The sequence below is a fragment of the Bacillus kwashiorkori genome, from assembly GCF_001375515.1.
Classification (GTDB): Bacteria; Bacillota; Bacilli; order Bacillales; family Caldibacillaceae; genus Bacillus_BK; species Bacillus_BK kwashiorkori.
On the sequence record NZ_CTDX01000012.1, the window covers coordinates 1 to 26,214 of the forward strand.

Consider the following 26,214-nt stretch of genomic DNA (forward strand, 5'->3'; position numbering starts at 1 on the left):
TGCAATGTAACGGGGATGATAGTAAGTTTTTGTTCAGGCATATGAAAAGCACCTCCTTTAATCGATATCTAAATTTTATCAAGAGGTGCTGCTCAATTATATGCGTTGTTTGAATGGGGGCTTACGTATCAACTTTTTTCAGTTGTAATAAAATCTATAACTTTTGCCTCTTAAACAACCACGGTGAACCGTACCACAAGTAGATTCAGCTTTATTAAAACTACGCCCTGGGATTTTACTAATAAACAATCTGGTGCGCAATCATCCTAGATACATATAAATATCCTATTCTTTCACCAGTTAATAAGGAATAATTCGATCCGTAAAAAAATCGTAAATGAATGATTTTAGGGGCGATGAATCACCCCCACAAATAAAATTAATTTCTAGCTAGCCCTCTTTCAAAGGCTGCTAAATGATTTAACGAGGCATTACGTAGTTGTGAAAAGACAATTCTTACATCATTAGGGATATTCATCGATAAAAATCTTTCGTACATAGATATATTATCTATTTCCCCTTGAACACCCGCTGCATATGCAGCCTTTAGATTTTCTGGAGGTGAAACAAATGATTGAGAAATATCATTAGGTAATGGTACTTGATATCGTTCGAAGAGTGGTAATAATGCACTAATATGTCTCATTTCTGCCTCTTTAATTTGTACAAACGTTCGTATATTACCAAATGTTCGGATAATGCTATTATAGCGTGCTTGGGCCAAATATTCGTCCTGAAGGGCAAAAGTTAACATTTGAGGTAAGGACAATGAGGAAGCACTTAAAGCCCCTTTAGCACCATAATCTTCAATTTGTCTATAGGTTTGTGTTACCTTTGGATATTTTGAAAAAAAAAATAAAAACCAAACAGCGTGATTTTGTTCATCTGATGCTGCACGTCGAAATCTTTCTTTGATTGTAATATCCACTGCTTTATCTGAGATATCTAAATAAGAGTCAACAGCCTCTTGTTCATCTTTAAAAGCAAATTCAATACCTGCTCTGTAATTGTCTGGACATTCCTCAGTGATTTGAAAAGATGGCTGTCTCCCTGTTAAATTTGTGAAAATTCTACTAAATTCTTCAAGGTGTCGTTTTTCATCTTTTCGGATTTCAAGTATTATGTTCCTTTCACCTTGTGTCGGAGCCATTTTAGCTAATTTTCCGTAACAAGAAATGGCACTATACTCAGCATTAATTGCCTTTTGAATATCATTTACAAGTTGAGTATCTGGTGCCAACCGATAAAAATCACCATAACTAGGAAGATAATATGGTTGATTTATAAACATGACCCTCCCCCTTTTTTTCCTTTCAACTTATTTTATGCATCATATATGGGTAGGTGTGCAGGAGAATAGATTTATAGTTTCCTGCATTTAATGGTTCTGTCCTTTTTACCATTCTTTTGGCTCATAGTTTAGTTCTCTAAATAATTGAGTGCGCTCTTTTTTTGATAAATCTCTCCATTGTCCAGGAGCGAGGTTGCCTAAATGGATATTCATGATGCGGATTCTTTGTAATCGGCGAACTTTGTATCCTAATGCTGCACACATTCGCCGAATTTGCCGGTTTAATCCTTGTGTCAAAATAATTCGAAAATCATATTTTGATAACTGAACTGTTTTACAAGGAAGTGTTTTCGTACCTAAAATTCTTACGCCCTCTGACATCCTCTTTAAAAATTCAGGAGTAATTGGTTTATCGACTGATACGATATATTCTTTTTCATGTTTATTTTCAGCACGTAGAATTTTGTTAACAATGTCTCCGTCGTTAGTGAGTAAAATTAAGCCCTCCGAATCCTTATCAAGACGCCCAATATGAAACACTCTCAGTGGATGGTTAACTAAATCAACAATATTACCCTTTATACTTCTATCCGTTGTGCTAGTAATGCCAACAGGTTTATTTAACGCAATATAAACATAATTTCCCCCTACACGGATGGGATTCCCATCTATTCGTATATCATCTCCCGGTTCCACTTGGCTACCTATCGTTGCTCGTTGGCCATTAATAGTGACTCTTCCATCAGCAATAAGTTTATCGGCACCCCGTCTAGATGCTTTCCCAGATTCACTAATATATTTATTAATACGCATACTAACTCTCCTATGAAGTTAATTATTTTCCACCTATTAACTATACGTTATTTTATAGGTACATTAAACTCATATTTAACTGTAAAAACAAGAGATTATAGAGAAAAATATTCCTGTCATCGGTTGATAAGATTTCAAAAAATGCATTCGTTTTATACAATGCTACTAATTTCCATGTTATCCTCTAAATGAAAGGGTTATACAACTTATTAATTCGGTTGTTATTTTCCATAAAACCCCTTTTCTGCATCTCCTTATGATTTTCCATATTTTCTCCTCATCCATTTCATTATCTGATTCACCTTCACAAATTACTTCCTTTCGTTACTCTTTCTTATAGAAGGAAAAATTTTTAGATGGTCATACAGTACAATCCAATGTAAGATGAAATTATGCATTATTTTTTAGTTAAAGATTATTAATAAAGAGTAATTTTTTGGAGGATAAAATGATAAAAATTATGGCTGATTCTACCTGTGATTTATCTGATGATGTACTGAAAAAGTACGATAGCAGCTTGGCACCTCTAACAATAAACATAGACGGTAAAATTTATCGAGATAGAATAGATATTCAACCGGACGAATTCTATGGGATGATGGAAGCATTACCTGAGTTTCCAACTACAGGGATGCCCAGTCCAACCGAATATCTGAAAATAATCAAACAGGCTGTGCAAGAAGGTAGTAAAGAAATATTATGTATATGCATGTCCAGTGGGACGAGTGGTGCCTATCAGTCAGCCGTTTTAGCGAAAGATTATTATTTTGAAGAAAATCCAAAGTCAAATATAAAAATCCATGTTGTTGATTCGAAATGCATGAGTCATGGAAGTGGCTGGCTAGTTATGAAAAGTGCAATGATGAGGGAAAAAGGAGCTAGTTTTGAAGAAATTATTGCTTTTAACGAGAAATATAAGAAAAAAGTAAAGCACTTTCTTTCCGTAGCCGACTTGGATCATTTAATCAAGAGTGGCAGGCTTACGAACGCAAGTGCCTTTATCGGGAAAATTCTAATGTTAAAGCCAATTATGACGATGAAAGATGGGAAAGGTGCTATCGTTGGGAAAGAAAGAGGATTGAAAAAAGTTCTAAAGCATTACACGGAAGAATTGATGAAAAGAAACGATCATGAAAAGACGGACTTTATTATCATTGGTTATACATCAGATGTGAAAATTGCTGAGAACCTGAAGGCGAAAATTCAATTGGATACCAATTTTACAGGTGATATTCATATCATGCAAATGGGAGTATCCGTTGGAACACATGTTGGTTTAGGCGCTATTTCCATGTTTTTTGTAGAAAAATAAAAAAACCGGGAAATATTGAGTGGGGATATTATGGAGATAAACTAAGAGAGGAAGCACTACAAGTAGTTAATCATCTGTTGGAAAAATTAAATTTGAGTATGGAAGCGGACGATCGGTAATAAGGTTCCATTTAAATGGAAACATGCAAAAACGCAGTAAATAGTTACTGCGTTTTATATAAGAATAAAATATATATTATTGCGATTTTTTATCAAAGAATAAATTTAAATCCGTCTTATCTGTGTCTTCTGCTAAAGCTTCCTGAATAGTATTGTTTAACATTTGCATTTTTTGCTTTTCAAAGAAAGGTACACTTATAAAATATGGTGTTCCTGATTTTTCGATGTTTAAAATAGTTTGAATACCGCTTCCCGCAACACCAATACCAATAATAATTAATGTTAACCCACCAAGGAAGGTTTCTCCAAAGGTACCAAAGCCGAAAAATAATAGGAATAACCCGATAATAATTGGCTTTAAGAAGTATTTTGTAGACAACATAGATCCAGAAATATTTTTTAAAGGAATACTCTGTTGGTCTTTACCAGCAGGGAGAAAACCTAAGATTGTATTGGATAAGTTTGTTTTGACAAATCTATTATCCACATCTACTTTCCCCTTAACCCAAAAGAACAGCAAACTAGTAGAAAATTGGAACTGTTTCATCATAATCACCTCTTATTTATTTTTTTGTATAATTAAACAATACTGCTTTATTTTACCATATAATTAATACTTTGGTAATATAATTTTATAAAAATTTACTATTTGTAGTGCTTATTTACTATTGAAACTATTTGGCAACTACATTCAGTTTTTTTACTTCACTATCACTTTAACAAACAAATACTTTCGTAGCAGATTAGTTACAGTATGGAATAAATCTAGTTCTTTTTACCTATATTTACAAAAAAGTATGGTAAAATGATAGTACAAAAGGCTCAATGAAAAGGCAAACTCATTGAAAAATGGGGACGCAAAACTACAGACCTACGGGAAATCTATGGTGGCTGAGTTACCAAAGGGGATAACAAAGAGATATTTCTAAATAGCATTGTAAATAATATAGAAATATTTTTAAAGATAGTTATCATTTTCTTGAGGCCTAGGAAAGTTCAACTATAGGAGGAAATGATAATGATAGGTCTCAAAAGAAGCAGGTTTTTTTACATATGTATTATTTTTATTTTATTGTTTTTTATCTTCCCTAATATTTCCAGCACATCAGCGAGTTTTAATTGGACTATTGAAAAAATAGAAAGCGAACTTGTTCGTGGTAATGGATATAAGCAGGTTTTACAATGGTTCAATAGTGAACGAGAATTCCTAAAGAATAATGATCCAGCTTTGTACTATTATCTGGAGGGAATTAATCAAGTAGTTGAAAATAATTTTCACAAAGCTAATGAAAATTTCCAAGAGGGGCTAACAATTAGTAAAAAGGAAAAACAAATGGAACTGGAAATTGCAATTTTAAAAGAGCTGACCGTATTAAGCGAGTATTACGGTGATAGCGGTAATCTAGTAGAATACGGTTCCCGCTTGTTAGAAATTGCGGAAGAAAATACAGATGCTAAAACTCAAATGTATGCATATAAAACGATAGCATTATCCTTTTACTATGTTATGGATGATGCCAAGGTTATCGAGTATTTAGAGAAAATGCTTCAAATAGCAAATAAATACGATGACAATTTTTATAAAGCTATTTATAAAGACTTTCATGCCGATTTATTATTATCATATGAAGAGAATAAAAGTGCATTAAAGCTTTATGAAGAAGCTGGCGAATTATTTAATAAGGCAAATGGAGTGGAAGCAGACAATTTACAACAGTGGAATCAAGCGTCGATTGCTTTAGTGAAAAGTAAACTAAGTGATAAGAAAGATAAAACAGTAAGGAAAACAGTAATAAAGGAAATAGAGCAGCTCGTGCCATTTGCGGAGAATCATTATCATCGTACAACTAACTTAGAGTATTTATATAGTATAAAAGGCCTAATTGAAAGCGAGTATGAATTAAATCAAGCGGCAGTAGACAGTTTTGAGAAAAGTAAGGAACTGTCAGAGAAGATTATCCATATCGATGGTAGGCTGGATGCAATTAGGTACGAAAGTATAAATTTAGCGCAAGCATATTATGAAAATAAAAACTTTAAACAAGCAGCAGATTTATATATGTTTGTTTCCAAAATGGATGAAGACCCACAAACATTTAAAGATATTGATGAAATGACTTCGAAAATTAGAAAGTTTACTGAAAAAGAGCTAAATGAAAAAATACAGACTTTAACAGCCTTAAAGCAAGCGCAAAAAAAGTCAATTACGCAACAAAGAATAATGATTGTGACTACAATTATAGGAATAATAATAATTACAGCTGCTTTCATTAGAGTAAATCAGTTAAAAAACTCCTTATACGTTAAATCAGTGACAGATGGTTTAACAGGGGTATATAATCGAAAAAAGATATTAGAAATCCTACAAGCGGAAAAAAAGGATTGTATAGTTGCTCTTGTCGACATTGATAACTTTAAGTCCATCAATGATACGTATGGTTATTTATTCGGAGATAAAGTGATAAAAAAGGTAGTGCAAGTAATTAAACAGGAGCTTGCTGATAATGATGAGATTGGTAGGTACGGTGGCGAAGAGTTTTTACTCATTGTACGGGATAAAAGTTTCGATGATTCGATAGTGTTATTTGATCGTATTCGAAAAAAGGTTGCACAACTTTCATGGGAACATGAAGATTTATCAACAGCTATTTGTATTGGTGTTTCCAAGAAAAAGCAGGAAGATGGTTGGGAAGAAGTATTTCGCCGTGTAGACACACTTGTCCATGAAGCTAAAAGAACCGGGAAAAATAAAGTATTATTCAGTGATTAAAGGAAAACACGCAACTACTGGTAAATTCATTACGAAAAGTGGTCAGTCAAAAATTACTAAATCATATTTCTTATTTGTGAAAGAAAAAGAGTTTGATAACAAGAAAGACCGTTTTAACGAAGACGTTAATAGTAGCCGTGACATTTATAAAATATGAAAAATAGATTGCGAATAAAGGTGCTATAGTTGAAAGAATTTCTAGGCACCTTTGCTCTTTTAAAAAAAGCAATATAGAGAATAAAAACTCCCAAATCAGAAAAAAGCAAAAGAGAACAAATAGTAGTATAAATAGAGTGAAAAATCAATAGTACACATAAGAGTTAAGTAATATAATAAACATATAGATTGATCAAAGGTGACGTACTTTTAATCAAAATGGGGGACAAGTATGAAACAACTATATATTAAGCAAAAGGTATTTAGTTTAAGTGGAAAGTTCACGGTGAAAGACGATCAAGAAAGAGATGTCTATTATGTTGAAGGTAGTTTTTTGAAGATCCCTAAGACATATACTATCTACGACAATAGAGGAAGTGAAGTTGCTCTTATTACGAAAAAGGTATTTAGTTTCTTACCGAAGTTTTTCGTGGAAGTGAATGGGCAAGAAGTATTAACGATAAAAAAAGAGTTTTCTTTCTTTAAAGCACGGTATTTAATTGATGCAGCGGGAATTGAAGTCCGCGGCAATTGGTGGGACATGGATTTTCAAGTGTTTCAATTTGGAGAAGTTATCGGTATGGTTAGTAAAAAATGGTTCACTTGGGGTGATAGCTACGAAGTGGAGATATTCAAAGATGAAATGGAAGAGATAATGGTTGCACTAGTTGTCGCAATTGATTGTGTAAAAGCAGATGAAAGAGCTGCCGCCTCTGCACCAGGACAATAGGAAGCCGTTATACGGTAACCTGTATCAATGGAAACATTCATTATTTTTTTTAATTGGCTATGTTATTGTTTATTGTTGATTTTTAGGCAGTTGTTGACTGTAGTGTAAGGCGGCGACTCCGGCGGGAACAGCACGAGCCAGAAATAAGGAGACGAGTAGCGTTGTAGTGGCTGGGGCCGTGCCCGCGGAAAGCGTCCGCCTTTCCTGTCGCTGAGATTCGTCACAAATAAATTTGAAACGGAAATTAACACCAAACTTTAACAGAGTCTTTTAATTAGAGTAACATTTGTTACATTGAGCCATAAAAAAGCAGGAAAATATAATCCCTGCTTTTTATAATGATTATTGATGATCTTATTTTGAATTTTTATTTTCACTGGAACAAAATTAAAGTACATAAGAAGATGTTATTTCATGTAACGATAGGTTAAATGAGGTACAATCTTAAATAAGTAAGTCATTTCCAGTCTTTCTAGCCATTTATAGTCGTCTCCTCCATGGCCCATCCTTAACAACTGGGATAATCCAATTTTTTGTGTTTTGTTCTCAACCTCCGTAATTATTCGTTACCGCTATCGTTCGTTTATTTGCCAAGTGCTTCACTTTCCTAATTAGACTACAGCAAATCTTCCCCTACAACATCTCATTTATTTGTTCCAGGCTAAGACCGATCGTTTGGGCAATTTGCTTTTTAGTTTCACCGTTTTTTATCCTTTTTTTAATCTCCTTTTGTAATTTCGTTCTGCCGCCCAATTTTGCTACGCGGTTTTCCTCTTTTAAGATTTCTAGAAATTCTCCATTTGTACGAAAAACCATTTCATCGAGATTTTTATATTTACTCGATTGAAGATTACCGTTATTACTTGGGTTAACATATACATCTGGTATCCAAGTTGTCGGAAAAACAATACACTCCACTAATTCGACTGTCATTTCCTCTGTAAAGCGGATGAGAAAGGTCGCAATATACAAATTACTAGTTGGATTATTTTCTAAAAATTCTATTAATCCAATCGCCTTGGATATATCATCTTTATTTACCTTTCCATCAATTACAGCAGATTTAATATTGACAAAGGATTTCGATCCCGATTTTAATTGAAATTCAAAATCATACACGCCAACTTCTGAATCTGCCGGTATGACAGATTGGAAGCCATAATCTTGAGCGTACTTTTCTAAGTTTTGACTAATGACTTCTTCAATAATTCGCCAAACAGTCCGCCCTTTTGCAGCTTTCCGCCAACCATACGGCATTAATTGATTATTAGCGATCGGAATATGTTTAATTTTATCGTGAACAAGTTTATTAATATTTTCTTCTAGTACTTGTCTTTCTTTAGCAATATTGTTAATAAGTAATTCTCGGTTCATCACCATACTCCATACCCCCTGAATGTTATACAAACATACTATAACATAAGTGAAATGAATCATTGAACAGCATATACATATATTTTGCTTTATTTAACTTTGGGATAACTATTTCAAGAGAACATCCATTTGGAAAAAAAAGCAATGAAAATAAGTGTTGACTTTTCATTCTGTTTTTGTAATAATTCATGTAACTAAATACTGGTACCTTTAATTCAGTCCAGAGAGGCTGACAAGGACGACGGAAATAATGATAAATTACTAGTCTAAAAATTACTTTAGACTTGTATTTCATTATGGTTAAAGGCTTCTTGTCACGTTTTGGCAAGAAGCCTTTTTTGGTGGAGAGCAAAAGGGAAAAACACCATCATTACGACAATCCGTTCTCTGGTACCGGTTCTAGCTTAAATTTATTTGAGTGGAGGAATTGGTATGAAAAAAGTAGATTTGGATTTTTCATTACAAGCAGTACCTAAGGAAAACCGAAATGGATTTTGGAGAATGTTAGCAGTAATGCTCGGGTTAACATTTTTCTCAGCGAGTATGGTGTCGGGAGGAACTCTTGCAAGCGGGTTAAGTTTTTCTAAAATGATAGCAATCGTGTTAATAGGTAATCTCCTACTCGGGCTATATACAGGGGCACTTGCCTTTATTTCTGCAAAAACAGGATTATCAACCCCTTTACTTGCTCGTTATGCATTTGGTGAAAAGGGATCGTATTTGTCTTCATTTTTACTGGCGATTACCCAAGTAGGCTGGTTTGGTGTTGGTGTAGCGATGTTTGCTCTTCCAGTGGAGAAAGTTACTGGAATGAATGTGTATGTTCTAATAGCGGTTGCAGGTGTATTGATGACAACTACTGCATTTTTCGGTATAAAAGCATTAACAATCTTAAGTGTTATAGCAGTCCCAGCAATTGCAGTATTGGGCAGTACTTCTGTTGTTCGGGCAACGGAATCAATGGGTGGTATTCAAGCACTGTTTCATTATGAACCGCAAACACAAATGGAGTTAGCGGTGGCGTTAACTATTTGTATCGGTTCATTTATTAGTGCGGGAACATTAACACCTGACTTTGCCAGATTTTCAAAGTCTAATCGAGGGGCAGTATTAGCGACAATAATCGCCTTCTTTATTGGTAATTCTTTAATGTTCTTTTTCGGAGCAGTCGGTACTATTGCAACTGGTCAATCCGATATTTCGGAAGTAATGTTTCTCCAAGGATTAATTATTCCAGCAATTATCGTCTTAGGGTTAAATATTTGGACGACTAATGATAATGCTTTATATTCATCTGGATTAGGATTCTCCAATATTACGAAAATCGCGAAAAGTAAAATGGTCATTATCAATGGTATCATTGGTACAATTTTAGCAATGTGGTTATATAACAATTTTGTTAGCTGGTTAACAATGTTAGGATCCACCTTGCCCCCAATCGGTGCGATTATTTTAGCTGACTTTTTCCTTGTAAAGCGAGGCGTGTATGATAATTTTACAAAAATGAAGTTCAAAACGGTGAATTGGGTAGCGATGTTTTCCTGGGTAATCGGTGTATTAGCTGCAAACTTTCTCCCGGGGATTCCTCCAATTAACGCATTAATCAGTTCAGCAGTGTTTTACACCGTTGTTTCCATAGTACAGTTGAAGAGCTTTCCATTATTAGAAGCGAAAAAGGTGGGGGTTAAACAATGATTATAAAAAATGCTAGCTTAAGAGGAAGACAAGGGTTATGGAATATAGAAGTACAAAATGGGATAATAAAACAACTAACGAAAGATTATATCGTTTCAGATGAACAAACAATGGATGTCGCAGGTGCTTTAGTATTACCACCATTTATAGAACCGCATATCCATTTGGATACGACGTTAACAGCCGGTCAACCAAATTGGAATAGGAGCGGGACATTGTTTGAAGGGATTCAAAGATGGGCGGAAAGAAAACAGACGGTGACAATCGCTGATGTAAAAAATAGAGCAAAAATGGCTTTAAAATGGCAAATGGCACAAGGAATACAATTTGTCCGTACACATGTTGATGTAACAGATCCAAATTTAACCGCCTTAAAAGCAATGTTAGAAGTAAAGGAAGAAATGGCTCCATATATAGACTTGCAAATTGTCGCCTTTCCACAAGAAGGAATTTTATCCTATTCTGGCGGGAAGGAATTAATGGAAGAAGCTGTAAAAATGGGTGCTGATGTTGTCGGTGCCATTCCCCATTATGAGTTCACACGGGAATACGGAGTCGAGTCCGTACAATTTGCCTTTGATCTCGCCGAAAAATATCAGCTTCCGATAGACATCCATTGTGATGAAGTAGATGATGACCAATCCCGCTTCATTGAAGTAGTTGCTAAGGAAAGTTATGAACGGGGAATGGGATCACTCGTGACTGCTAGCCATACGACAGCAATGGGTTCCTATAATGATTCGTATGCAAACAAACTATTCCGGTTGTTAAAATTAGCCGATATAAATTTTGTAGCAAACCCATTAGTCAATATCCATCTCCAAGGTCGCTTTGATTCTTATCCGAAACGGCGTGGAATTACTAGGGTAAAAGAATTACTTAGTGCGGGGTTAAACGTATGTTTTGGTCATGATGATATTTTTGATCCGTGGTATCCGTTAGGAACAGGTAATATGTTGCAAGTTCTTTTTATGGGTATTCATGTGAGTCAATTAATGGGATATGAGGAAATTATCCAATCCATTGATTTAATAACAACAAACAGTGCGAAAACGTTAGGATTGGAATCTCACTATGGGATAGAAATTGGCAAACCAGCTAACTTTATTATTCTTTCTGCAAACGATGAATTTGACGCAATTCGGAAACAAGCATCTGTCTTATATTCCTTTAGAAACGGAAAACTAATAACTAAAACAACACCGAGTAAAACAAACATAATAGTAAATGACAAAGAAGAAACAATTGAATTTGAAAGGCTAGGTTAACCATCAGTTTCCCTATTGTCAAATTGGTAGGCTACAAAGAAAATATGATTATGTTAAACATTTTCTGTAGCCTCTTTTTTGTTTTAATTTTTCTTCTTTTCGCAATTCGGAGGTAAAAAATGACATTTAAAAACTGTTAAGCTATAATACAAGTGGTAACCAACTTTTAACACTATTAATCCCAAGTTGAACATTTGTTAGTGAATAAATGTATAGTAGGAAAATGAAACAAATTTAACCCTATTGCCACTGTAGAAAGGGTGAAACAAATGATTACATTGAAAAATGTTAGTAAGACCTATCCACAAGGTTCAAAACAGTTTCATGCGATTCAATCAGTTAATTTAACGATTAGTAAAGGGAATATTCATGGCGTTATCGGAGCGAGTGGAGCGGGAAAATCAACTTTATTAAGAATCATTAATCTATTGGAAACCCCAGATAGTGGAGAAGTAATAATTGAAGGTAACGATATTGCGAAATTAAAACAGAAAAAATTACGTGAAGCAAGACGCTCGATTGGAATGATTTTTCAGCATTTTCATCTCGTCCATAACAAGACTGTTTTTGATAATGTCGCTGTATCCTTACAACTAGCACGATTTCCAAAAAAAGAAATAAATAATCGAGTAATCGAATGTTTACGTTTTGTCGGTCTTGAGGATCAACGAGCAAAGTATCCGGCTCAATTAAGTGGTGGTCAAAAACAACGAGTTGCAATTGCACGGGCGTTAGCAAACAAGCCTTCTATCCTTTTATGTGATGAACCAACATCAGCACTCGATCCAAACACGACCGGTGATATTTTGCGTGTATTAAAGATGATTAATGAACAACTAGGTGTCACAATCGTCATAGTAAGTCACGAAATGAATGTGATTAAAAGTATTTGTAATCAAGTAACGGTACTCAATAATGGACAAGTCTATGAAACTTTGGAAATAGAGCCTCGTGGTTTAGCAACTGCCAATCATGACCCAAGTTGGTTCGTGGAACAGTTAAAGAAGGAGGCTATCCAAAATGCCTGAAGTACTTATTTTATATCAAACAGAAATATGGCAATCAATAGTAGAAACATTCATTATGGTAGGGATTTCTATTTTGGCTGCTGTGTTCATTGGCCTGCCGATAGGAACATTATTATTTTTAACACGAAAAGGTTCCATGATGGAAAACCGTCCTATCTTTTCCACACTGAATATTTTTGTCAATGTGGTTCGTTCCTTTCCATTCTTATTGCTTGTTGTATTTTTAATCCCATTTACCCGCTGGTTAATTGGAACGGCGATGGGGACAATTGCTTCGACGGTACCATTATCTATTATTGCTATCGCCTATTATTCACGCCTAGTAGAACAAGCTCTGCTTGAAGTGCCGAAAGGAGTGATTGAGGCGGCAACAGCAATGGGAGCTTCTACCTTTGAAATTATTTATAAGTTTGTTTTTGTAGAAGCAAGGTCTGGGCTCGTACTCGGCTTAACAACCTCTACGATTAGTTTCATCTCCTATTCGACTATTATGGGAGTAGTAGGCGGCGGTGGAATTGGTGATTTTGCCATTCGTTATGGCTATCAACGTTTTGAAACAGAATTAATGAATTACATGATTATTATCATGATTATTCTCGTTACCATTATTCAGTTTACTGGAACAACCGTCTCGAGAATGTTGGACAAACGGTAACAAAACCTATTACATAATGGAGGTATATTTAAATGAAGAAAATAGTATTATTTTTACTTACGGCGATGTTAGTATTATCTGCATGTGGGAAAAATGAAAAGGATACAGAAGGTAACAACGCGAATACGAATCAAGAAGAACAAACATTACGAGTAGCATCATTAATTCCGCCGATGACGGAAATCCTAGATGTCGTTAAACCGCTTTTAAAAGAAGAAGGGATTAACTTAGAAGTAGAAGTATTATCCGATAATGTGCAACCAAATGATGCGTTAGCGGCCAAAGAAGTAGACGCTAACTTTTTCCAACACGTACCATATATGGAGGAATATAATGAAAATAAAGGAACAGAGCTTGTTCCAATTACACCGATCTATCATGCTATTTATGGTGTTTATTCAAAAAAATACAAATCAATCGATGAAGTTCCAAACGGAGCATCCGTTGCCATTGCAAATGACTCAACGAATATTGGTCGTTCCCTCGTTCTGTTACACAACCACGGTGTTATTAAACTTAAAGATGGGGTCGAAGTAACTCAAACGACACAAAAGGACATTATTGAAAACGAAAAAAACTTAAAATTTAAAGAAGTAGACTTATTAATGTTAGCAAGAATGTACGATGAAGCTGATATAGTAGTCATGACACCTGCTTATGCCGCTCCACTCGGTTTAACACCGAAAAAGGACGCATTAATTACAGAAGGTTTAGAATCTGAGTTTGCGATTACGTTAGTAGCAAGGAAAGACAATGCCGATTCTGAGTTAATTAAAAAGTTAGCTGAAAAGATGACAGGACCGGAAGTGAAGAAGTTTTTAGAAGAAAATTATAACGAAACAGCAATACCAGCTTTTTAATAGCAGAAACTAGAACATAAGGGATTAGAATCCTACATACGATTCTATATAGCGATTCGAGCTATATATACCGTAGGGATTCTAATCCCTTTTTCCTGTTAGTAAATGTTGTTAAGCTTGATGTAAATCTTGAAATTCATACCCTTGTATGTCAATATTTATATATTAAGTATTTAACAGAACATACTCGTAAATGTGTATTAATAGAGGGGTTTTTAAAATGGAAAATAAAGCAGTTATTTTAGGCAACAACTACTATATTGGATTAAGCGTTATTAGAAGTCTAGGTGTCCATGGCATTCATACCGTGGCAATTGACTATTCGGAAAAAGATACATATGGAACAAAATCAAAATATTGTTCAGAAACGTTAATAGCCCCCCACTATAAGGAAGAAAAACGACAATTTATTGACTTTCTCATTAACTATGCCAAACAACAAACCGAGCCACCTGTCCTAATCCCATGCCATGACAATTATGTAGAAATTATCGATGAATATTTACATGAGCTAAAAAAATATTATTTATTATTGGATATCGAACAAGGCTTATATACGAAGGCAATGGATAAAGGCTCTCTTTATGATTTAGCGAAAGATTTTCAAGTATTAGTTCCTGAATCATTATCTGTGGATGATGAAAATTTATTAGAAAAAGTAGACACGATGATTAAATATCCATGTATTGTCAAGCCTACCGATTCACCAGCATTTGTCGCTAAATTTAGAAGAAAGATTTTTAAAGTTCATAATCAAGAACAACTATTAGATGCCATAAACCAAGCGAAAGAGGCAAATTTAGAAGTTATTGTTCAGCGAATTATCCCTGGTTTCGATGACCATATGTACACTTTTGATGCTTATTTAAATAACGACTCAAAAGTTGTTCATTGGGTAACATGTCAAAAACAACGGCAATTTCCAATAAACTTTGGTGCTTCTGTATATACTGGCCAAAAATACGTGCCAGAACTGTATGATATTGGGGCGAAATTTTTAGAAGGAATTGGCTTCAAAGGTTTTGTTGAAATTGAATTTAAAAAAGATGCCGAAACTGGACAATACTATTTAATAGAATTAAACGTCCGAACAACAAATTTTAACAGTTTATTATATAAAATTGGTATGAATTTCCCATATATTTTATATCGTGAGCTCACAGGCAATCCATTACCTCCATCAGCCATTAAACATGATACAAATACGTACTTTTGGTATGCATATGAAGATTTTCTTGCAATTAAAGATTACTTAAAAACAAAACAACTAACATTAGGGCAAGTAATCCGATCCTTATTTGCGAAAAAGGCGTATGCCATTTGGGATTGGAAAGACCCTAAACCAGGATTAGTCTTTGCAAAAATGATATGGAAAAAAGCAATGAAAAAACTGAAGAGATAATTTCAATGAAACATGAGATTAACGGAGATGGTGCTATGTTATTAACAAAATTAGTGGAAGATTTAACATATGAATTAATTCAAGGAAGTCTAAATATTGATATATCATCAATAGCTTATGACTCAAGAAAAGTTGAAAAAAACGGTTTGTTTGTGGCAGTAACTGGTTTTACGGTTGACGGCCACAGGTTCATTAATAATGCCATTGCAAAAGGGGCAAAGACGGTAATCGTCGAAAAAGATGTATGGGTAGAAGAAGGTGTCACCGTATTAAAAGTTCCAGATAGTCGGGCTGCCTTGGCTAAAGTTTCTGTTAACTTTTATAACCATCCAACGGAAAAATTGAATTTAATTGGAATAACGGGTACGAATGGTAAAACATCCACGTCATTTTTCTTAAAATCAATATTGGACGTAGCGGAGAAATCGAATGGAGTAATCGGCACAATTGGTACATTTATTCAAAACGAACAAATAAAAAATAATAATACTACTCCAGAATCATTAAACTTACAACAAATTTTTTCCAAAATGGTGAAGGAAAAAATTGAGAACTGTATTATGGAAGTTTCTTCCCATTCGATTAGTTTAAACCGGGTAGCATATAGTCAATTCAACACAGCAATCTTTACTAATTTGTCGCCAGATCATTTAGAATTACACCATTCGATGGAAGAATATTTTTTAACTAAGGCACAATTATTTCAGTTGTCATCTGACTATAACGTCATTAATATAGATGATGAGTATGGTGCTAGATTAGCGGAAATTGTGGAACCGTACAAAGCAAAATTAATAACATACGGATTAGATAACCGCGCACATATTCAAGCTCGCCATATTTGTCAGTCGGAAAATTTTACGGAATATGAATGTCTCACACCTAGTGGAAGTTTCACAGTGACAGTCAATATTCCTGGAATAGTGAATGTATATAATTCCTTAGCAGCGATTAGTTGTGCGTATTTACATCAAATCCCGGTTAGCGTCATTCAAAAAGGTATTGCGTCAGTAACGAATATTAAAGGACGATTTGAAGTGATTTATCATGAAAAGGATAAAAAAGTCGTTATTGACTTTGCTCATACAGAAGATGGCTTGCAAAAAGCGTTAGAAACATTAAGACCTTTTACGAAAGGTCGCTTAATCGTCGTTTTTGGTGTATATGCAGCACCTGGTAAATTGGGGGAGGATAAACGAAGAGCAATGGGCAAAGTGGCTGCTCGTTATGCTGATTTTTCCGTCGTAACTTCCGATAACCCGAAGGAACAAGATCCAAATGCCATTATTAATGAAATTGTAGCGGCAATGGAAGAGGAAAATGGCAACTATGCGATAAGAATAGATCGTAAGGAAGCGATTATCTATGCATTACAAATATGTCAACCAAATGATACGGTATTACTCGCAGGGAAAGGGCATGAAACGTCCCAAGTAATTGGTAAAGAAGAAATTCCTTTTAACGAGAAGGAAATTGTCCTCGAATATTTTTCAAAAACTCCTTTTTAATGGACTGTTGATTTTGTTCTATTGGAATTCAATCTCTATATAAATCAAGAAATTTTTTCAAAAGCAACATTGTCAAAAAATAAATTACAAACGTAATTAGAAAGTAAGTGGTGATGGGTCATGTGTGGTTTTGTTGGGTTCGCTAACAGCAATGTAACAAACAAAGAACAAATTATTCAAGCGATGATGGAGGCAATCAGGCATCGCGGTCCCGATAGTGGTGACTATTTTACGGATAAACAGGTTACATTTGGTTTCCGGAGATTAAGTATTATTGACTTAACAGATGAAGCAAGTCAACCAATGTACAATGAAGATAAAAGTATTGTATTAGTTTTTAATGGTGAAATATATAACTTTCAAGAAATACGCCAACAGTTAATTGAAAAAGGTCATGTGTTCAAAAGTCACTCTGATAGTGAAGTAATTGTCCATGGCTATGAAGAATTTGGTCCAGACATATTACAAAAACTTAGGGGAATGTTTGCTTTTGCCATTTGGGACAAAAATACGGAAAGCTTATTATTAGCCCGTGATCATTTTGGAATTAAACCATTATACTATACGCAAAATACAACAGATCAATCATTCCTTTTTGGTTCAGAAATAAAGACATTTTTACAACATCCTAGTTTTCAAAAAGAGTTAAACCGGGATGCTTTAAAACCGTATTTAACATTCCAATATTCGGGTATGGATGAAACGTTTTTCCAAGGTGTCTATAAATTAAAACCAGGACATTACATGCTATATAAAAATGGAACAATAGAAATTAAGCAATATTGGGATATTGCTTTTAACGAACAGGCAGGTACGGAAGAAGAATATATTAAAAGAATTAATAACACCATGCAGGAATCAGTGGAGTATCACAAAATTAGCGATGTAAAAGTCGGCTCCTTTTTATCTGGAGGAGTCGATTCTAGTTATATAACCGCTCTATTACAACCTAATAAAACATTCTCTGTCGGTTTCAAAGATTACGAGGGTATTTTTAATGAAACAAATATCGCTCAAGAATTATCGGAAAAACTAAACATCGAAAACCATCGAGAATTAATTAATGCAGATCAATGTTTCGAAAAACTTCCAGAAATTCAATATTATATGGATGAACCGCAGGCAAACTTGTCATCCGTACCGTTATATTTCTTATCACAACTTGCAAGTAAACATGTAACGGTCGTTTTATCTGGAGAAGGTGCCGATGAAATTTTTGCTGGTTATGATTGGTATAGAAAGTCTAAAAAGTTAGTAAAATATGAAAAAATACCGTTTGCGATACGAAGATTCATCTCTAAATCAAGTAAATTATTACCAAAAAATAAATTGACTAGTTTCTTAGTAAAAGGTGGTCAAACGATAGAGGAAAAATTCATCGGGCAAGCGATCATATTTGAAGAGTCAGAAGCAAATGATGTATTGACGGAAAGGTATCAAGCTGGGCCGTCAGTGTTCAATATTACCAATACTCACTACCGAAAAGTGAAAGATAAAGATGAATTAACAAAAATGCAATACTTAGACTTAAAGCAATGGCTTCCAGGTGATATTTTATTAAAAGCAGATAAAATGAGTATGGCTCATTCGATTGAATTGCGTGTCCCTTTTCTAGATAAGAAAGTAATGGAAATGGCAGGGGAAATTCCTAGTCATTTACGTGTTAATGAAAAAGACACGAAATATGTATTAAGAAAAGCATCAGAGAAAGTATTACCGGAAGAATGGGCGAACAGAAAAAAGGTCGGTTTCCCGGTACCAGTTCGTCATTGGTTAAAAGAGGATAAATATTACAATCTCGTAAAAGAAATGTTCCAAAGAGACTTTGTCAAGGAATTTTTCAATACTACAAAACTAGTAGAAATGCTTGATGAGCACCATGAAGGAAAACATAATCACGCAAGGAAAATTTGGACGGTGTATGTATTTTTAGTTTGGTATCAAAAGTATTTTATCGAATTATAAGTTGTATTCGAATAAATACCCAAAATAGCCTTCCTACAAAGGAGGTTGTTCATTGCGGAAAATAGTCCTTTTTGAAATAATTTTCGTTATTGGTTTGGCAATAATTATATTTGTGAAACTGAATCCAGCAATATTGGATCGGTTTCATTTCCGCGAAGGAACAGCACTATTACAAAGCAACACCATAACTGTTCAAAAAATCCCTAGTTATATTAAGGATTTTTCGCAAACTGAGGCTGGTGACATGGTAATTTCCGAAGTTTTTATTCCAGTGGATGAAGTGATGCAACTGCCAGAGCTACCACATGGATGTGAAATTACCGCCGTTACCTCTATATTGAATTATTATGGTTTCGTCGTTTCCAAGACTGTTTTGGCAGATGAATATTTGCCGAAACAGCCTTTTTCTGTAAAAAATGGGCGTCGATATGGTCCAAATCCATATAGTGCGTATGCGGGTAATCCGCGGGAAAATACGGGGTTTTTCGTATATGCTCCGCCAGTCGTGGAAGCTGTAGAAACCTTTTTACTAGAAAAGAAAGCCGATTTTACCGTGAAAGATATTAGTGGAAGCACGCAAAGTGAAATAATGGATTATTTAAAAGCAGGGACTCCTGTTGTTGTTTGGGTAACGAAAGATTTATCCCTACCTAAAATGAACTATTCATGGTATTTTTATCATAATGATGAATACTTTCAGGCACCAACGAATTCGCATACGGTCGTTTTAAATGGATTTCATGATAAAAACATTTATGCAATGGACCCATTAAAAGGTCATGTTACATACGAGTCAAAATTATTTTTCCAATCATATCAAGCATTAGGCAGTCATGCGGTTGTTATTAAGAAAAAATAAAAGAATTCAGGTGTATAAAATGGAAGAGATGAAATTAGGAATTATTGGCGGGATGGGATCAAAAGCAACAGCTGTTTTTTTTGACAAACTTGTTGAAAAAACGGTCGCAGAAAAGGACCAAGACCATATTAATACAGTCATCTTAAATCATGCTACCTTACCCGATCGTACAGAAGCGATTATTAATCAAACAGGAGATGCATTTTTACGTGCAGTCAAGACAGATTTCCAGCTATTAGAAACGGCTGGGGTAAAGCATATCGCCATTCCTTGCAACACGTCACACTACTATTATGAAGAGATGCAAGCAATGACAACAATTCCAATCATCCACATGATTGAAGAAACAGCCAAAGTAATTTACAAAAAGCATGGGGTAAATGCTAAAGTGGCTTTAATGGCAACGGATGGTACAGTTAGGAGCGGCATTTATAAAAAAGCGTGTGATAAATATGATATACAACTAGTCTTACCTAACGAACAACAACAAGCACAAATAATGGATATTATTTATACGAAGGTCAAAGGTGGAATAACGACGGAAATCCAGGAGTTCAATGACCTTGTCAATGATTTTGTGCAAAATTTACAATGTGATTGTGTAATTTTAGCATGTACGGAATTATCGTGCATAAAATTAACCGAGGATATAAAATCTTATACTGTGGATGCAATGGAAGTACTCGTAGAAAAGTCAGTCTTACTTTCAGGAAAACAATTGAAAAGTGCTACTGGCTTGTTTGATTAAACTGGCTTGTATATAAAGGGGGAGTTACATGTCTCAAGAACTCATGGCGAGTTTTGAACAATTTCTAACCGAATCTTTAAATGACGGTCATTACGTTCGTGAATTACGTCTGTCGGATGAGGAGTTAAATATTATTAAAAAGCTCTATCCATTTGCAAGACTAAGAATTTTAACAACGAAAAAAGCAAATGACGGAAAGATGTGGTATGAAATAAATATTTTACCTCCCTTTAGTCAAACAAATCAACAAGAGATAGATTATGAAAGAGTGAAAAAGGAAAATCAACAGTTGAAAAGAGAATTAGAACGGTTGAGAAAACTAGTGAAGTGACATAAGCTATACTGAGTCTGAGGCTATCGGAAAAAGTACTTCGTTTCCTTCTGAATACACAAGGTTGTGTTAAGTTGGAAGATCGTCGTACTAGACAGCCTCTTTTTTATTTCTTCCAAGGAATATTTTTTATAGATAGAGGATAAATAGTTTTCATTTTACAGTTCCGACAATCTGCGCTAAAATAAAAAATTAATAGTTTATTATGTCATTATCTTTTTTATAGGACATATAATGGGAATAATCAAAAAACGAAGGGAGAGGTATGGTTGGAAGCAAGTGAACAGAAAAGGGGTTTTGTTTTACGGTCATTGGATTGGATTGAAAGAGTAGGGAATAAGCTGCCACATCCTATTACATTGTTTTTTATTTTGGCAGGAATAATTGTACTACTATCTGCATTAATGTCTGGTTTAGGTGTATCAGTGGAGGATCCTTCTTCAGAAACTGGTAAGATTGAAGTTTTTAATTTGCTAAGTAAAGAAGGAATTCAGTACATGTTTGAGAGTGCTGTTGCAAACTTTACTGGGTTTGCTCCGTTAGGAACGGTGTTAGTGACGATGTTAGGTATCGGGATTGCTGAACGTTCTGGTCTAATTAGTGCAGCTTTACGAGCGTTAGTAACATCTGTTCCGAAACAACTAATAACTGCAGCACTAGTTTTCGGCGGAATTATGTCAAGTATGGCAGCCGATGCGGGTTACGTAATTTTGACACCACTTGGAGCAGTATTGTTTGCGGGATTAGGCAGACATCCTTTAGCAGGTTTGGCTGCAGCTTTTGCAGGTGTATCTGGTGGTTTCAGTGCGAACCTTCTACTAACTTCTCTAGACCCTTTATTAGGTGGACTTACGATTGAAGCAGCAAAAATATCTGATGCGGCTTATGCGGCACAAATGAACTATTCGATGAACTTATACTTTATGATTGCGTCTACCATTTTAATTACCATTTTAGGTACAATAGTTACGGAAAAAATAGTAGAACCACGCTTAGGTAAATATACTGGCGGTGTTCAGGAAGAAATTAATTATTTAAAGCCACTAGAAAAGAAAGGTTTATGGGGAGCATTTATTTCATTAATTATAACAACAGGTCTTTTAGTATTACTTGCAATTCCTAATTTCGGTCCATTAGGCGGTACGGGTAAATTTGTCGAGTCGCCATTTTTACAAAATTTAGTGCCAATTTTATTAATTTTCTTCTTCGTACCTGGATTAGTTTATGGAATAATAACGAAGGAAATAAAAAATGATAAAGATGTTGCCACCCAATTATCAGACACGATGGCTACGATGGGAATGTATATTGTCTTAGCTTTTGCGGCTGGGCAGTTTATTGCTTATTTCAATCATACGAATATCGGACGCATCCTTTCATTAAGTGGCGCAGAGTTTTTAGATAATATCGGAATGAGTGGAATACCACTAATTTTAATGTTTATTTTAATAACGGGATTTATTAACTTATTTATTGGTAGTGCTTCTGCTAAATGGGCAATAATGGCACCTGTCTTTGTACCGATTATGATGGAGTTTGGCTTTTCACCAGAATTAACACAAGCTGTTTATCGAGTTGCTGATTCAACGACAAATATTATTTCGCCACTAATGCCATACTTCGCAGTTGTGATTGCATTCGCCCAAAAGTATGATAAAAAAGTTGGAATTGGCACGTTAATTTCAACAATGTTACCATACTCAATTATCTTTACTATCGGTTGGGTCATCCTCCTAGTTATCTGGATCTTAACAGGCGTGGACTTGGGACCTGGTTCACCGATAATCTATCCTAATTAAACCTTTATAAACAAAATGGATTGACAAGCTTTTAACAATAAGTATTGATGAAGCAATTTACAGAAATGTTATAGTTTAATAGATTATCTTGCTTTGATAGGATAAATTTTGGGATAATATTGTTCCCCCTTAATTACGTTAATTATGTGATAATTACACAATAATCACTTATTAGCTGTTTAAGGGGGGCTGTTTTTGAACACTAGGAAAAAAATTTGAGCTTCTAAATAAATTGGAAGCATTTTTTAAAATTTAAGTTCAATTCCTTTGTTTTTACAGAAGCAACCCATACTTCCTCTGAAATCTCCGCAATGTCTTAAGCCAACTATTCCCAAAAACAGCTAGGAAAAAAGCATTGGAAAGCCCGTGTGCTAAATCGTGTGGAAAGCTCGTAGTGTAAAAAACGAGTAAACTCTTAAAGTTAAATTCTGTTCCCATACTAAAAATCACCCACAAATTCATTATCCAACCGAAAATAATCCCAGCAAAGAAGCCAAATAAAATCCTCGAAAATTTATTTTGCAATATCAACGAATTATTTAACAGTCCGGCAACTAATCCAATCATACCCCACCCATACATTTGCCAAGGAGTCCATGGTCCTTGACCTAAAAATAAATTAGACACAATAGCGGCTAATGCACCCACGACAAAACCACTTTCCGCACCAAAAACGATGGCCGTCATGATAATGACAAAGGTGGTTGGCTGCACACTTGGTATGGAAGCAAAAGGTATTCGGCTTACAGCGGCGATGGCAGCTAATATTGCTAAAATAACAAGTTCGCGACTAGATACTTTTCGTTTTTCAAAGCGGAGGAAAAGCGGAAAGAAACTTATGACTAAAAAAATTACACTAGTAAGATAAAAATGGTTAATGATGAAATTAGGACATGAAATAATGAGTGCAATGAACGCCACACTAATCAAAATAATGATAAATCGGGAATAGCCTTTTTTATGTTTTACATAACTTTCCACTTGTCGATTGCCTCCCGTACGGTAATTACTTCTGGTACGTTCGCTTCCCGGGTAATTCGATTAACGACAGTCGTGTAAAAAGTGTTGCCTTTGAAAAATTCTGCCGTTTTTGTATGAACTGCAATATCCCCGAGAAACAGCATTGCACAATGATCAGAGTAATTGGCAGCAAATTCAATATCATGAGTAACCATTACAATTGTTAAACCCTTTTGCTGTAATGCTTTTAACAACATCCCTAGTTCTTCCCTTGCTTCTGGGTCTATTCCTTTAGTCGGCTCATCAAGTAAGATTAATGGTGGTTCTGTTAAAAGAGTGCTAATTAAAGCCACTTTTTGCATTTCGCCGCCACTAATATCATATGGGTGCCGATCTAACATATCCGCGATTTTGAAGTCGTTAATCAGATTGTTTAGTCGTTCCTCACCGTTTTTAATCTTATGTTGTTTTATCACACTGAATAATTCCTCTCGCACAGTGTCATGAACGAATAGCAGTTTTGGATTTTGTGGCAAATAACCTATTTTCAACGGTGCATCTTTTTTCAACTTTTTTCCATTTACATAAATAGTTCCTCTTTGTGGGGTAAGAATATTTGCCATAATTTTTAATAAGGAAGACTTTCCTGTTCCGTTCGCACCGACGATTGTAAGCCAATCCCCTTCTTTTACTGTGAGTGAAAGCCGGTTGAGTATCTTTTCACTCCCTTTATCATATTGAAACTCCACATTCTTTAATGATAGTAAAGCTTTTTCATTTACTATCGTTTCATTCCGTAAATCGGTAAATGAGTGATCCTTTTTCTCTATAGTAACCGATTGTAGCCATTTTTTCCCATCACGCACGGTTAGTGGTATGTCTTCTATTTTTATTTGTTGATTTATTTGTAAATATAACTGGGACGGGCTTGGTACATAAGGATACATTTTCTCTAACTGCTTCGTCCAAATTTGTTCAACAATTTTCTTCGGTTCACCTATTTGAAAAATTTCGCCATCGTTTAACACGACAATTTTATCCGCAGATGGAAAGACGTCCTCCAAGCGATGCTCTGCAATTACAACGGTCATCCCAAATTCTTGGTTCATTCTTTGGAGAATCGATAAAAATTCCTTCGCGGCTATCGGATCAAGCTGTGCAGTTGGCTCGTCCAATAAAATTAATTTCGGCTCCATTAATAAAACTGAGGCTAAACTAATTAATTGCTTTTGCCCACCAGATAGTAAGTGAATCTTCTTTTGAAGGAGTGCTTGAATACCAAAATAATGGACAATCTCTGCCACTTTTTTTCGCATTTCATCGGTCGATATACCGATATTTTCTAATCCAAATACTAATTCTTCGAGTCCACGGTCCATCACTAGTTGGTTTTCTGGATCTTGAAACACCATCCCAATTTCTTTAGCAATCGTTATTTCATTGTAGTCAGCCAATCTTTTGCCACGATAAAGAATTTCTCCGCGTACATCACCGAAAGGAGCAATTTCCCGCTTTAAAAGGCGCAATAAGGTGGACTTCCCGCTTCCTGAAGGACCGCACAAAACGACAAAATCCCCTTCATGAATTTGTAAGGAAATATCTTTTAGTGCTGGATTTGTCACTTCTGGATAGTAAAAGGTTAAATTTTTCGTTTCCAGTAACGCCATAATAAAGTTTCTCCTCCTTCACTGATGAGTGGAAAACTAATGAGCAATAGAAAAATTGCAAAATAAAACCATTCTCTTCCTTCTAATAAGATGGGCTCTAATATAGGGAGGATGGAAAGCACCCCATCCCCTAGCCACCAACCGAATACAGCAATGATAACGAATAAAGTTAAGATAATAATGGTGAAGAGATCAGTGAAATAAAATTGATAAGGTGTATATTTACTTCTTTTTTGTATGCCGTACCCTCTTGCACTCATAGAATCAGCTGTTTGAATGCCATCTTCCAGTGACCAAGTTAATAATATTTGCAAAAATAACAGTCCATTCTTTAACCGTCGTTTGACCGGGATGTCTCGTAAAAAAAGGCCACGGCTTTTTTGAACGGCAATAATTTCTTGAAGTCGTCTTTTCAATAGTGGAACAAAACGCATACTTAGCATTATTAATAGTGCCCACTTCGGAAACCATTTCGAAAATAAAAATAAAAATTTATCTGCAGTAATAATCATATTAAAGGCTACAAATAAAACCATAATCGAAAACAAAGTTAACGACAGAATAACACCTTGGATAATTGCCTCTAATGTGATTGGATTTTTTAAATAAAACAAAATATAATTTCCACGATGATTGATTAGTGGTGTGAGGATAAAAAATAAACTGGTGATAAATATAATCATCGGGAGCCATTTTTTCAGTTGTTTTCCTTGATCAATAACAATGTTTAATAAAACTAATGAGATACTAGAAAATAAGAGAAAGAATGGATGTTGGTATAGCATAATAACAGTAAGAACAAAAATGAAATATAGTAAATAGACAAAAGGATGGAAGCGGTCATAACTTTTATACATACATCGCCCATCCCAATCTCTGTTTTCCTATTGGCAAAACTCCTAAA

22 protein-coding genes and 1 riboswitch are annotated in these 26,214 nt (G+C 34.9%); of the genes, 15 read left to right on the top strand and 7 right to left on the bottom strand.

Annotated features, from left to right (window positions below; translation table 11 throughout):
• Positions 1–379: 379 nt before the first annotated feature.
• Positions 380–1,291 carry a ferritin family protein gene (locus tag BN1242_RS03230; protein ID WP_062351217.1) on the bottom strand — a complete coding sequence of 304 codons (912 nt, stop codon included), beginning with the start codon at positions 1,289–1,291 and terminating at the stop codon, positions 380–382.
• A gap of 105 nt (positions 1,292–1,396) precedes the next feature.
• Entirely contained in the window at positions 1,397–2,104 is a 708-nt protein-coding gene (gene rluF / locus BN1242_RS03235) for a 23S rRNA pseudouridine(2604) synthase RluF (RefSeq protein ID WP_062351218.1), read from the bottom strand.
• 448 nt (positions 2,105–2,552) lie between these two features.
• Between rluF and BN1242_RS03240 the strand changes: the two genes are divergently transcribed.
• A complete protein-coding gene (locus BN1242_RS03240; RefSeq protein ID WP_062351219.1) occupies positions 2,553–3,416 on the top strand; it encodes a DegV family protein in 864 nt (287 codons plus the stop codon).
• A gap of 195 nt (positions 3,417–3,611) precedes the next feature.
• On the opposite strand, the gene BN1242_RS03245 is transcribed toward BN1242_RS03240, so the two are convergent.
• Positions 3,612–4,082 carry a hypothetical protein gene (locus tag BN1242_RS03245; RefSeq protein WP_077216089.1) on the bottom strand — a complete coding sequence of 157 codons (471 nt, stop codon included), beginning with the start codon at positions 4,080–4,082 and terminating at the stop codon, positions 3,612–3,614.
• A gap of 275 nt (positions 4,083–4,357) precedes the next feature.
• Positions 4,358–4,439: riboswitch (cyclic di-GMP riboswitch) on the top strand.
• Between the two features lie 114 nt (positions 4,440–4,553).
• Between BN1242_RS03245 and BN1242_RS03250 the strand changes: the two genes are divergently transcribed.
• Together BN1242_RS03250 and BN1242_RS03260 are read left to right on the top strand one after the other, a co-directional pair.
• Complete coding sequence (locus tag BN1242_RS03250) at positions 4,554–6,305, top strand: GGDEF domain-containing protein (RefSeq protein ID WP_062351222.1); 1,752 nt, start codon at positions 4,554–4,556, stop codon at positions 6,303–6,305.
• Between the two features lie 388 nt (positions 6,306–6,693).
• Positions 6,694–7,191 carry an LURP-one-related/scramblase family protein gene (locus BN1242_RS03260; RefSeq protein ID WP_062351230.1) on the top strand — a complete coding sequence of 166 codons (498 nt, stop codon included), beginning with the start codon at positions 6,694–6,696 and terminating at the stop codon, positions 7,189–7,191.
• Between the two features lie 633 nt (positions 7,192–7,824).
• On the opposite strand, the gene BN1242_RS03265 is transcribed toward BN1242_RS03260, so the two are convergent.
• Entirely contained in the window at positions 7,825–8,571 is a 747-nt protein-coding gene (locus BN1242_RS03265) for a helix-turn-helix domain-containing protein (RefSeq protein ID WP_062351232.1), read from the bottom strand.
• Positions 8,572–8,997: 426 nt separating this feature from the next.
• Between BN1242_RS03265 and codB the strand changes: the two genes are divergently transcribed.
• The 12 genes from codB to BN1242_RS03325 all read left to right on the top strand — a co-directional run bounded on the left by codB (position 8,998) and on the right by BN1242_RS03325 (position 22,683).
• Positions 8,998–10,260: a cytosine permease gene (codB, locus tag BN1242_RS03270; protein WP_062351235.1), complete on the top strand. Its 1,263-nt coding sequence runs from the start codon at positions 8,998–9,000 to the stop codon at positions 10,258–10,260.
• The gene (codA, locus tag BN1242_RS03275) at positions 10,257–11,528 is read left to right on the top strand and encodes a cytosine deaminase (protein ID WP_062351238.1); all 1,272 of its coding nucleotides are present in this window, start codon (positions 10,257–10,259) and stop codon (positions 11,526–11,528) included. The genes codB and codA overlap by 4 nt, the downstream gene beginning before the upstream one ends.
• Before the next feature lie 269 nt (positions 11,529–11,797).
• Positions 11,798–12,556, top strand: coding sequence for a methionine ABC transporter ATP-binding protein (locus BN1242_RS03280; protein ID WP_062351241.1), 759 nt, complete (start codon positions 11,798–11,800; stop codon positions 12,554–12,556).
• Complete coding sequence (locus BN1242_RS03285; RefSeq protein ID WP_062351244.1) at positions 12,549–13,211, top strand: methionine ABC transporter permease; 663 nt, start codon at positions 12,549–12,551, stop codon at positions 13,209–13,211. Before BN1242_RS03280 ends, BN1242_RS03285 begins: the two co-directional genes overlap by 8 nt.
• Positions 13,212–13,243: 32 nt before the next feature.
• Positions 13,244–14,071 carry a MetQ/NlpA family ABC transporter substrate-binding protein gene (locus BN1242_RS03290; RefSeq protein ID WP_062351246.1) on the top strand — a complete coding sequence of 276 codons (828 nt, stop codon included), beginning with the start codon at positions 13,244–13,246 and terminating at the stop codon, positions 14,069–14,071.
• Between the two features lie 220 nt (positions 14,072–14,291).
• The gene (locus BN1242_RS03295; RefSeq protein WP_062351249.1) at positions 14,292–15,473 is read left to right on the top strand and encodes a carboxylate--amine ligase; all 1,182 of its coding nucleotides are present in this window, start codon (positions 14,292–14,294) and stop codon (positions 15,471–15,473) included.
• Positions 15,474–15,478: 5 nt separating this feature from the next.
• The gene (locus BN1242_RS03300) at positions 15,479–16,981 is read left to right on the top strand and encodes a UDP-N-acetylmuramoyl-L-alanyl-D-glutamate--2,6-diaminopimelate ligase (RefSeq protein WP_203226033.1); all 1,503 of its coding nucleotides are present in this window, start codon (positions 15,479–15,481) and stop codon (positions 16,979–16,981) included.
• 120 nt (positions 16,982–17,101) lie between these two features.
• Positions 17,102–18,946 (top strand): asparagine synthase (glutamine-hydrolyzing), encoded by a 1,845-nt coding sequence (gene asnB, locus BN1242_RS03305; RefSeq protein WP_062351252.1) that lies wholly within the window; start codon positions 17,102–17,104, stop codon positions 18,944–18,946.
• A gap of 52 nt (positions 18,947–18,998) precedes the next feature.
• Positions 18,999–19,805, top strand: a complete 807-nt coding sequence (locus BN1242_RS03310) for a C39 family peptidase (protein WP_062351254.1) — start codon at positions 18,999–19,001, stop codon at positions 19,803–19,805.
• Positions 19,806–19,824: 19 nt separating this feature from the next.
• Entirely contained in the window at positions 19,825–20,553 is a 729-nt protein-coding gene (gene cuyB / locus BN1242_RS03315) for a cysteate racemase (RefSeq protein WP_062351742.1), read from the top strand.
• 28 nt (positions 20,554–20,581) lie between these two features.
• Complete coding sequence (locus BN1242_RS03320; protein ID WP_062351257.1) at positions 20,582–20,884, top strand: hypothetical protein; 303 nt, start codon at positions 20,582–20,584, stop codon at positions 20,882–20,884.
• Positions 20,885–21,153: 269 nt separating this feature from the next.
• The gene (locus BN1242_RS03325; RefSeq protein WP_062351260.1) at positions 21,154–22,683 is read left to right on the top strand and encodes an AbgT family transporter; all 1,530 of its coding nucleotides are present in this window, start codon (positions 21,154–21,156) and stop codon (positions 22,681–22,683) included.
• 273 nt (positions 22,684–22,956) lie between these two features.
• Here the strand turns inward: BN1242_RS03325 and BN1242_RS03330 are convergent, their stop codons facing one another.
• From BN1242_RS03330 to BN1242_RS03340, 3 genes are read right to left on the bottom strand one after another with little or no spacing between them, the layout of a single operon-like run.
• Positions 22,957–23,664 carry an ECF transporter S component gene (locus BN1242_RS03330; RefSeq protein WP_062351263.1) on the bottom strand — a complete coding sequence of 236 codons (708 nt, stop codon included), beginning with the start codon at positions 23,662–23,664 and terminating at the stop codon, positions 22,957–22,959.
• Entirely contained in the window at positions 23,649–25,310 is a 1,662-nt protein-coding gene (locus tag BN1242_RS03335; RefSeq protein ID WP_062351265.1) for an ABC transporter ATP-binding protein, read from the bottom strand. The genes BN1242_RS03330 and BN1242_RS03335 overlap by 16 nt, the downstream gene beginning before the upstream one ends.
• On the bottom strand, positions 25,283–26,167 hold the full coding sequence (locus tag BN1242_RS03340) for an energy-coupling factor transporter transmembrane component T (protein ID WP_062351267.1): 885 nt from the start codon (positions 26,165–26,167) through the stop codon (positions 25,283–25,285). The genes BN1242_RS03335 and BN1242_RS03340 overlap by 28 nt, the downstream gene beginning before the upstream one ends.
• Positions 26,168–26,214 lie beyond the last annotated feature (47 nt).